General features: G+C 67.9%; 11 protein-coding genes and 2 pseudogenes. 6 read left to right on the forward strand and 7 right to left on the reverse strand.

Going from position 1 to position 7,532, the window contains the following annotated elements; all coding sequences use genetic code 11:
• Positions 1 to 205 (reverse strand): hypothetical protein (locus tag QCN29_RS36280; protein ID WP_279933517.1); only part of this gene is annotated, 205 nt, incomplete at its 3' end.
• A gap of 137 nt (positions 206 to 342) precedes the next feature.
• Between QCN29_RS36280 and QCN29_RS36285 the strand changes: the two genes are divergently transcribed.
• A complete protein-coding gene (locus QCN29_RS36285; RefSeq protein ID WP_279933518.1) occupies positions 343 to 696 on the forward strand; it encodes a DUF6207 family protein in 354 nt (117 codons plus the stop codon).
• A 66-nt stretch (positions 697 to 762) separates the two neighbouring features.
• Here the strand turns inward: QCN29_RS36285 and QCN29_RS36290 are convergent, their stop codons facing one another.
• The 3 genes and pseudogenes from QCN29_RS36290 to QCN29_RS36300 form a co-directional block, all read right to left on the reverse strand.
• On the reverse strand, positions 763 to 1,044 hold the full coding sequence (locus tag QCN29_RS36290) for a hypothetical protein (RefSeq protein ID WP_279933519.1): 282 nt from the start codon (positions 1,042 to 1,044) through the stop codon (positions 763 to 765).
• A 456-nt stretch (positions 1,045 to 1,500) separates the two neighbouring features.
• Positions 1,501 to 1,629 (reverse strand): annotated as a pseudogene (locus QCN29_RS36295) (Ku protein); the annotation flags it as partial.
• Between the two features lie 66 nt (positions 1,630 to 1,695).
• Entirely contained in the window at positions 1,696 to 1,875 is a 180-nt protein-coding gene (locus tag QCN29_RS36300; RefSeq protein ID WP_279933520.1) for a hypothetical protein, read from the reverse strand.
• 347 nt (positions 1,876 to 2,222) lie between these two features.
• On the opposite strand from QCN29_RS36300, the gene QCN29_RS36305 reads away from it, so the two are divergent.
• Both QCN29_RS36305 and QCN29_RS36310 read left to right on the forward strand, forming a co-directional pair.
• Positions 2,223 to 2,687, forward strand: a complete 465-nt coding sequence (locus tag QCN29_RS36305) for a hypothetical protein (RefSeq protein ID WP_279933521.1) — start codon at positions 2,223 to 2,225, stop codon at positions 2,685 to 2,687.
• A gap of 233 nt (positions 2,688 to 2,920) precedes the next feature.
• On the forward strand, positions 2,921 to 3,127 hold the full coding sequence (locus QCN29_RS36310; protein ID WP_279933522.1) for a hypothetical protein: 207 nt from the start codon (positions 2,921 to 2,923) through the stop codon (positions 3,125 to 3,127).
• 190 nt (positions 3,128 to 3,317) lie between these two features.
• Here the strand turns inward: QCN29_RS36310 and QCN29_RS36315 are convergent, their stop codons facing one another.
• Complete coding sequence (locus tag QCN29_RS36315) at positions 3,318 to 3,536, reverse strand: hypothetical protein (protein ID WP_279933523.1); 219 nt, start codon at positions 3,534 to 3,536, stop codon at positions 3,318 to 3,320.
• 444 nt (positions 3,537 to 3,980) lie between these two features.
• On the opposite strand from QCN29_RS36315, the gene QCN29_RS36320 reads away from it, so the two are divergent.
• From QCN29_RS36320 to QCN29_RS36330, 3 genes and pseudogenes are all read left to right on the forward strand, one after another.
• Complete coding sequence (locus QCN29_RS36320) at positions 3,981 to 4,394, forward strand: hypothetical protein (protein WP_279933524.1); 414 nt, start codon at positions 3,981 to 3,983, stop codon at positions 4,392 to 4,394.
• 419 nt (positions 4,395 to 4,813) lie between these two features.
• Positions 4,814 to 5,598 (forward strand): annotated as a pseudogene (gene istB, locus QCN29_RS36325) (IS21-like element helper ATPase IstB).
• A 52-nt stretch (positions 5,599 to 5,650) separates the two neighbouring features.
• A complete protein-coding gene (locus QCN29_RS36330; RefSeq protein ID WP_279933525.1) occupies positions 5,651 to 6,610 on the forward strand; it encodes a hypothetical protein in 960 nt (319 codons plus the stop codon).
• Between the two features lie 320 nt (positions 6,611 to 6,930).
• On the opposite strand, the gene QCN29_RS36335 is transcribed toward QCN29_RS36330, so the two are convergent.
• Together QCN29_RS36335 and QCN29_RS36340 are read right to left on the reverse strand one after the other, a co-directional pair.
• On the reverse strand, positions 6,931 to 7,062 hold the full coding sequence (locus tag QCN29_RS36335) for a hypothetical protein (protein WP_279933526.1): 132 nt from the start codon (positions 7,060 to 7,062) through the stop codon (positions 6,931 to 6,933).
• Positions 7,063 to 7,207: 145 nt separating this feature from the next.
• Positions 7,208 to 7,532 (reverse strand): hypothetical protein (locus QCN29_RS36340; protein WP_279933527.1); only part of this gene is annotated, 325 nt, incomplete at its 5' end.

Raw genomic sequence — 7,532 nt, forward strand, 5'->3', positions numbered from 1 at the left:
CGTTGGCGCTGGCGGTCGGCTTCGTCGCCTTGCCGCCGTTCTTCAGGCGCCGCAGCTTGGCCTGGGCCTTGGTCAGGGTCTGGGTCGCCTCGGCGACTTCCTTCTCGGCCGCCTCGATCGCGGAGGCGTCGCGCTTCAGCTGCTGCAGCTCACTCAGGCCGGCGCGGGACCGCCATGCCCCACCGGTCCTGTCACAGGCGGGCACTGGCGACCGTACGAGCCACAGGCCAGTGGCGCCCGGCAGGGTGAGCGCGACCAGCTGGGCCCTGGTGCGGGTCCCACAGGTGGGTGAACCCCGCCCGCCGCCGTAACCGCCCGTCGGGACGTGGCGTCTGGCACGGCATGGAGCACATCGCCGACGTTCATCTCGCCGAGCCCGGGCTCGCCGTGGTGGACATCACCGCGCACGACCCCGATACCGCCCTGGCTATCGCCCGGTTCCTGGATTCGCGGTGGGCCACGTCCGGGGCACCCGTCGTGCGGCGGGTGGTGTTGTCCGTCCTGCACCGCGGTTCTGCTTCATCATGGGCGGGCATGGCCCGAGGCGGGCCACGTTCCGACCGCCGCCCAAGCTGGAACGCAAGGAGCGTGGGATTGCACCGGCCCGGCCTTCACCACCGAGATCACACCCAGCAGCTCGTCAGTGTTCATTGGCGTGCCGGAATCGGGAGGCACATCGGGAAGGTACTGCCGTGAGCGGCCGCTCCTCGTGGCGAACCTTTGATCGTCAGGGTTCGGGGCCGCATCCATGCGTGTGAAAAGTCAGCCAGCTTCGGGGTTTCGGCCCACCAACTGGGTCAGCAACTCAACGATCTGCGCCTGATTCCTGTCGATCTTCTTGGAAAGACCGCGGACCTCACCGGCAAGCTCGTTCACCTTCGGTTCGAGGTTGCTCACCTTCTGATCCAGGTTTCCGACCTGCAGGCGCAGCGCCGTGAGGTCGCTCTTGACGATCCCGAATTCCCGATCGGTACGCTCCGCGACTTCCTCGAAGCGGCGCGTGAGTGCGGCGATCTCGCTCTGTGCGATGGGGTCCTCGGGCACGCGGATCTCCTGTCGACTTTTGAGGTGGGGCGGTCGTCGGGGCCCTCCACGATATCGCGGTCCGGCGGCGTACCGAGGGGGTCTCCCGGCCGGAGCCGGTCAGCGTTTCATCGTCCGGCAGCTCGTGGCGTCGGGTGACTGGCGGAGATCCCGTCCGTGCTGTGGGCACTGCGGCTGGCGGCACCTCGGGGCGCGACCGCCGGACCCGCTCCCTCGCGGCCCTCCCTGCGTCGGTCAACCCGCCGCCCTGCGCGTATCTCACAGTCCAGGGCTACCGAAGCGAACCGGCCTGCGTCCGGCGAACGGCTCCGACATCACCTCTGGATCCCCGGACCATACGACTGGCCCGTCCGACCCACCAACAACGTAGGACCCAATCAAGCTCAGTAGAGTTCCGAGCACCAGCTCTGAGCTGCACTGACGCCAGAACGACACCGGGCGAACACCTCACTCCCCCAGAGATCCGCCGTCCTCGGTGTGCACCTGCCGGAAGCTGATCGCGTGGGTCTCGGTCGCGGGCACGACCTTGATCGGGATCGTCACGAGCCCGAAGGACACAGCGCCGGACCAGATCGGACGGGGCATGCACACACCTCCACCAGCGGGCCTCCGCCGCCGGCCGAGAAGCACCCCGCGGGCCCGGCCACCAGGTCAGGACAAGGGTGCGGGCAGCCGCAGACCGAGCCGCCCCCGCAGCTCGTCCGCGACCGCCCCCGCCTCGTCGTCCCGGTCCGCCTGAAGGCCGAGCAGCCGCACCACGGCGTGCGCCTCGCCCTCGGCCACCAGCGGCCGACGCTCACCGGGGACATCGATCAGCGTGCTGAGCTCCATGGCCTGCCCAACGGCGGTGGTGCAGCCCTGGTTCTCCTACGTTTCCGAGCCCGGCAGCCATTCCGGGACGAAGATCAGCCAGATGTGCTCAGGGGCAGGAGCTCCTCGGGGGGCTCCGCCTTGTCTGTGGTGTCCGGCTGACGTGGGGCGGCGCGTCAATCGGCGCAGTTCCGCAAGCAGGGCTGTTTCCGGCCCCAGCAGCAATAAAGCCCTGCGGGACGCCGCCGGGCTGTGCCTAGGGTGTCGCGGAATGATCATCTTTGTGAGGGGAGTGCATCACTGTGAAGAGACCGCGCGTCCTGGTCGCGTCCTCTGTTGCGATCTTTGCTGCCTGGCTTGTGACCCCCGTGAGCGCTGTCGCTGCGGAGGGGCCTGACCCTGTTTCCGAAGGCGTCTGCGGCGGAGGCTGGAAGCAGAACGTGTACGGATACAAGGCCACCCACCACGGCAAGGGACCGAAGTTCAAGGACGGGCCCGGCGGAACGATCGTCGTCACCAAGACCACGTCGGAAACCTTTTCGACCACAGTCTCCGGGACCGGCGGTGTCAGCGTGGGCTTCGCTGTGGTCGAGGCGAAGGCAGAGGTCAGCGGTGAAGCGACGGCCTCAGTGACCTGGGAATCGTCCCACCAGTACCGGCGGGACATATCCCGCAACAAGTACGGGCATGTCCAGTACGGTTCCTGGGGCCACACGGCAACCTGGGAGAAGTACTACCAGCTCCCCAACTGCAAGAAAACCCAGCGCAAGACAGGCTCCGTCAAGGTCGCCAACAAGGAGACCGGCTACCGGTACTGGGAGACCAGCCGCTGATGAAACTCTCCCGTGCTGCCGCGCTCGCTGCGGCTGCCGTAGCGCTCACGTCCTGTACGAGCGAGTCGGTAGCGCCGGGACCGTCTGCTGAGCCATCCCCGTCGTCATCCTCGTCTCTCAGTCCACTCACCGAACCGAATCTCCGTCCCGGACACCACCGCGTCGCCGAAGCAGGCCCGAGAAGCGGAGACTGGACCGTGGGCCGCATCGCCGTGCCCCGGGGAGTGTCCTGGTTGAACGCGAACTGCATCGCCGACAACGGGACCGGGAAGCTGCGGCTGGTCGTAGACGGTGTGATCGAGTTCGCCACCGACTGCCCGAGCACAGAGGTGCGCCACTTCGTCAACCAGGTCAACCTGCTCGACGAGGAGAAGGGCAGCTTCCGTATCGAGGCTTCGCAGGGTGTGCGATGGACAGCTGACATGCAGATCCCCGACTGACGAGCCGTGGGGCGGCCCCCTACGACGCAGACCAACAGTTCCTCGGCTGGGACCGCCAGTGTGCACGCCCGGAGGCCCGCAGATCCTGGACAGTCGTCGGCCCTCCCGTGGGGAGGCCGGGAGAAACGGCACGCCTGGCGCCGGGGAGGGCTGGGGAGCCAGGGCGGCGTGCTTGTCACGTGGCTGCTGCTCAAAGGTCATGACGGGTCTGTTCCTTCGCGTGGGGCAGGTCGGTGGACGAGGAGGTCCAAGACGGGGCGTTGGTGCGCTCGAACTCGAGGCGTTCCACGAACGCGTTACCGCGGGCTGTGACGCACTTGGGGCGCAGGTGCCGGGTGGTCGCGATCCAGCCCTCGGAGGTCATGCGCCGGGCCCCGGCCGGATCCAGCTGGCGGGTGTTGGGCGACACTCAAGATGCCGATATCGCGGGCGCGGATGAGGCGTTGAGTGTGCCGATGGAGTTGGCGTGCAGATCGGTTCGTAGGCGGCGGCACCTTGCCGATGAACGAGGCCACGAGCCCGGAGCCCGTGGTACAGCCGGGAAGCGCCGGGGTAACTCGTCGGCGCGGTGCCGGTGCCCCAGGGGCCGCCTGGTGCTCTTGCGCCGCTGGGGTGTTGAGCTCCAGGGTGCAACACGAACTGCCCCTTTCCATGCTCGGCCGCCGGGCCAGAGCCTGACGGGATGCACGATGATCGAGGTAGCGGACGCTGCGGAGGCCCGGAAGGCCCTGGCCCGCCGGATGCTGCGATGCCCGGACTGCCGCGCCGCACTGAAGCCGTGGGGCCAGGCCCGGCCCCGTACCGTCCGTGACCTCGGTGGCGGCCTGGTCGCCGTGCAGCCGGACCGCGCCCGGTGCACCGGCTGCCCCGCCGCACGCACGTGGTGCTCGACGCCGGCCTGCTGCCCCGCCGCGCGTACACGGTCCGCTTCCTGGGCCAGGCCCTGGTCGGCGCGGTGCGCAGGCACGGACACCGGCAGATCGCCGCCGAGCTCGGCGCCCCGGAGGGCACCGTGCGCGGCTGGCTGGGCCGGGCCCGTTCCACCGCCGAGCAACTGCGGCTCATCGGCGTCCAGGCCGTCGTCGCCCTCGACCCCGACGCGCTGCCCGCAGCGGACCGCGGGGACCCGCTCGCACACGCCATCGAGGCACTGGTGGCCGCCGCCGTGACCGCTCACCGCCGCTTCGGCCACGGCCCGCGCGAGATCTGGTCGAGGATCGCGCTGCTCACCTGTGGCCGCCTGCTCGCGCCCTCCCCGACCGGCTGAACCGTCGGCGCCGTTCACGGCTGCCGCCTGCCCGCACACCGCCGTTCGCGCGACCGGACGGCTGGCGGTGTTCACGTCTTCAGGCCCCACTTGTTCATGGGTGTTGGCCCTGCCGCGTAGGCGTGGGAGGTCGTGTTCACGAGAACTGGCCCCACCTGTCTTGACCTGGCTCAGAGTGGTGGGACGATCGGGGTGCTTCCTGTGGCGAGGAGGCGCCGATGCGTCCGATGTCCAAGGTCGAGCTGTACGCGGCGATCCGCCGGGACTCCCGCGGTGAAGGGTTGTCGATCCGCGCGCTGGCGCGCCGCGCTGCCACCGGACACCCACCCGATGCCCTCGCTGGCCGCCTACGACGCGTTGCTCAAACACCCGCGGTCAGCGGCCGGCGCGGCCCCGCAGCCCACGAAGGAGGAAGCACCGTGACCCCTGGCCGTCACCGGGGCCTGACCGAGCAGGCCGCCGACGCCGCGATCGAGAACGCCTGCCGGATGCTGCGGCTGCCCACCATGCGCGGCCAGTACGCCGACATCGTCGCCAGTGCCACCCGCGAACAGATGACCTATCGCGGCTTCCTGGCCGAACTGCTGATGGCCGAGTGCGATGACCGGGCCAGGCGCCGCTCGGAACGGCGGATCAAAGCTGCCAACTTCCCCCGCCAGAAGTCCCTGCGGGACTTCGACTTCACCGCCAACTCCCACATCGACCCGGCCACCATCCACACCCTCGCCAACTGCGAATGGATCAGGAAGGGGATGCCGCTCTGCCTCATCGGCGACTCCGGCACCGGAAAGTCCCACCTGCTGATCGCCCTGGGCACCGAGGCCGCGATGGCCGGATTCCGGGTCCGCTACACGCTCGCGGCCAAGCTCGTCAACGAACTCGTCGAGGCCGCCGACGAACGCCAGCTCACCAAGACCATCGCCCGCTATGGGCGCGTCGATCTTTTGTGCATCGATGAGCTGGGCTACATGGAACTCGACCGGCGCGGCGCCGAGCTCCTCTTCCAGGTTCTGACGGAGCGCGAGGAGAAGGCGTCCGTGGCCATCGCCTCGAACGAATCGTTCGGAGGCTGGACGAAGACCTTCACCGACCCCGGCTCTGCGCGGCCATCGTGGACCGGCTGACCTTCGGCGGCAACCTCATCGAGACCGGCACCGACTCCTACCGCCTCGCACACGCCCAGCAAACCACCGCCACCGCCTGACCATCCGCTGACCGTCCCGGCCCGGACGGCACACACCAAGGAGCTGACGACCATGAGCAAGGAATCCTCAAATCAGCGACCAAAGGATTCTCTATATCAGCAACCATCAGAGAAGCGAAAAAAACTGATTAAAACGCAACAAGAGCTGGATGGTTACGTCCCGTCTAAGAAGCCCGTCCGGGAGAGCGCATCCAACGAGCTGCACCGGAAACTCCACGACATCCTCGAGAAGACTCGGGTGGACAAGGAGGCACGCAAACTGTACGGGGAATCGGCGACACACGAATCGGACTGGGAACCACAGTCGGAAGCGGACGTGCTCCGGCGTGCTGTTGCCGTGGACCGACAGTCGTCCAGGGCGCCCGACTTGCCTGCCGACACTCTCGAAGAGATAGAGGTGAGTCTGAAGAGGGTTCGCCGCGAAGCCCATGCAACCGCGCGGACGATACGGGAATGGGCAGAACCCGGCCGGCTGAAGTACGCACGGCCGGAAGCAGCGAGCAAGAGGCTGGCCGGAACGATCGACACCGTGAAACTGCTGGTCAGTTCACCGGACTCCGCGGACACCCCCGCGTCCTTCGAGCGTGAGCCGCTCCAGCCAGAGGAATGGTGGGCACAGGCCCGTGACAAGGCGAAGGCCCTCGCCGACTGCATCGACGAGGCTGTGGACAACCGGTCCGCTCGCTTGGGCGACACCCCCTGCTGGGACTTCGTGATCGGCATGCTCGACGTGTGGGTCGGCATGAACCTGAATGTCGGGCACACTGTCCTCGCCCTGGCCGCAGAAAACATCATGATGATGGATGGCGAGCGGCGTGAGGTCTCCAGGATTGTAGAAGAGCTAACCTCAACGGCAGCGAAGGCTACCAGCTATGGCATCAGCCCGTCCGGCGTGGAACCTGCCGACGATCTGGGTAAGTTGATATCCGTCTCGATGGCGAACCGCCGGTGGGAAACGAAGGCCCAACGCGCCGAAACGGCAATCGAGTTCTTCGCTCTGGCGCCCAGTTGATCTGACAGAAACCGATCCTCCTTCCCTCTACAGACGCCAGCGATCATCACGGCCCTGAGGAAGGGATTCAGCCATGCCTAAGATGGGGCCAGCTGAAGTGAACAAACGATCTCTCCAAGATCGTCAACTGGGGCCACAACTTGCGGACACCCGGGGCCGGTGCACGTGGACATAGCCAGGACGGCCATCCGTCGCCACGATGGGGGCTGTCCTACGCATCCGCGCGACACCTTGCCGACGAGAGCGACACCTTGCCGACGATGCTGTCCGTTTCGTCGGAATCCTCGTCGGCATGGTGAACGCCTGCTTCGTCGGCATTTTCAGCGCCGGGCAACATGGCGGGTAGGCAGGGTGAGTTCGAAGTCGCTGTCCTCGTCGGGGCCCAGGACGTAGTAGGCGGCACCGCAGCTGTCGCAGCCCACGACGTAGACGGTGCCGGGCAGAAGGGTCATCGGTTTCTCTCCGGGTGGGCCGGCCGATCCGGGCGATGGTGTGGCCGAGGTGTCGGGCAGTGAGGTGGATCAGGCACTCGGTGGTGATCTCCCAGGTGGCGAGCGGGAGGTCGACCAGTCCAGGCGGTGGGATGCTGCGGGCGGATCAGGCTCTGGGCGAGGCGCTGGTCGCAGGCGGCCTTGACTCTCGGACTTTGCGCCGGTCGGTCTCCAGGGCGGCCGCCCAGCGCATCAGCGGCCGCTTCTCGCTGGCCTGGGGCCCGTACCGCTGGAGCCGGTGGAGCTCCCAGACCGGGTCGGTGTCCTCAGGGCGGGCGGCGACGATCGCCTCCGCTCCCCCGCCAGGCACCGGCCGGGTGGTGTAGAGCAGTGTGTACGCGCCGAAGCCGGCGTCGCCGCCGGTACGGAGCAGGGTGACCCGCCCCGTACCGGTGAGCGGCTGGCCGCCATCCGCGTCGGCGGGTAAGGCG

The organism is Streptomyces chengmaiensis, from assembly GCF_029846775.1.
Taxonomy (GTDB): Bacteria; Actinomycetota; Actinomycetes; order Streptomycetales; family Streptomycetaceae; genus Streptomyces; species Streptomyces chengmaiensis.

Bases quoted from the DNA above. Each gene is read 5' to 3' on its own strand.
- QCN29_RS36285 (WP_279933518.1), top strand. From the start codon at position 343: ATGGAGCACATCGCCGACGTTCATCTCGCCGAGCCCGGGCTCGCCGTG.
- QCN29_RS36300 (WP_279933520.1), bottom strand. From the start codon at position 1,875: ATGGAGCTCAGCACGCTGATCGATGTCCCCGGTGAGCGTCGGCCGCTG.
- QCN29_RS36330 (WP_279933525.1), top strand. From the start codon at position 5,651: ATGAGCAAGGAATCCTCAAATCAGCGACCAAAGGATTCTCTATATCAG.
- QCN29_RS36335 (WP_279933526.1), bottom strand. From the start codon at position 7,062: ATGACCCTTCTGCCCGGCACCGTCTACGTCGTGGGCTGCGACAGCTGC.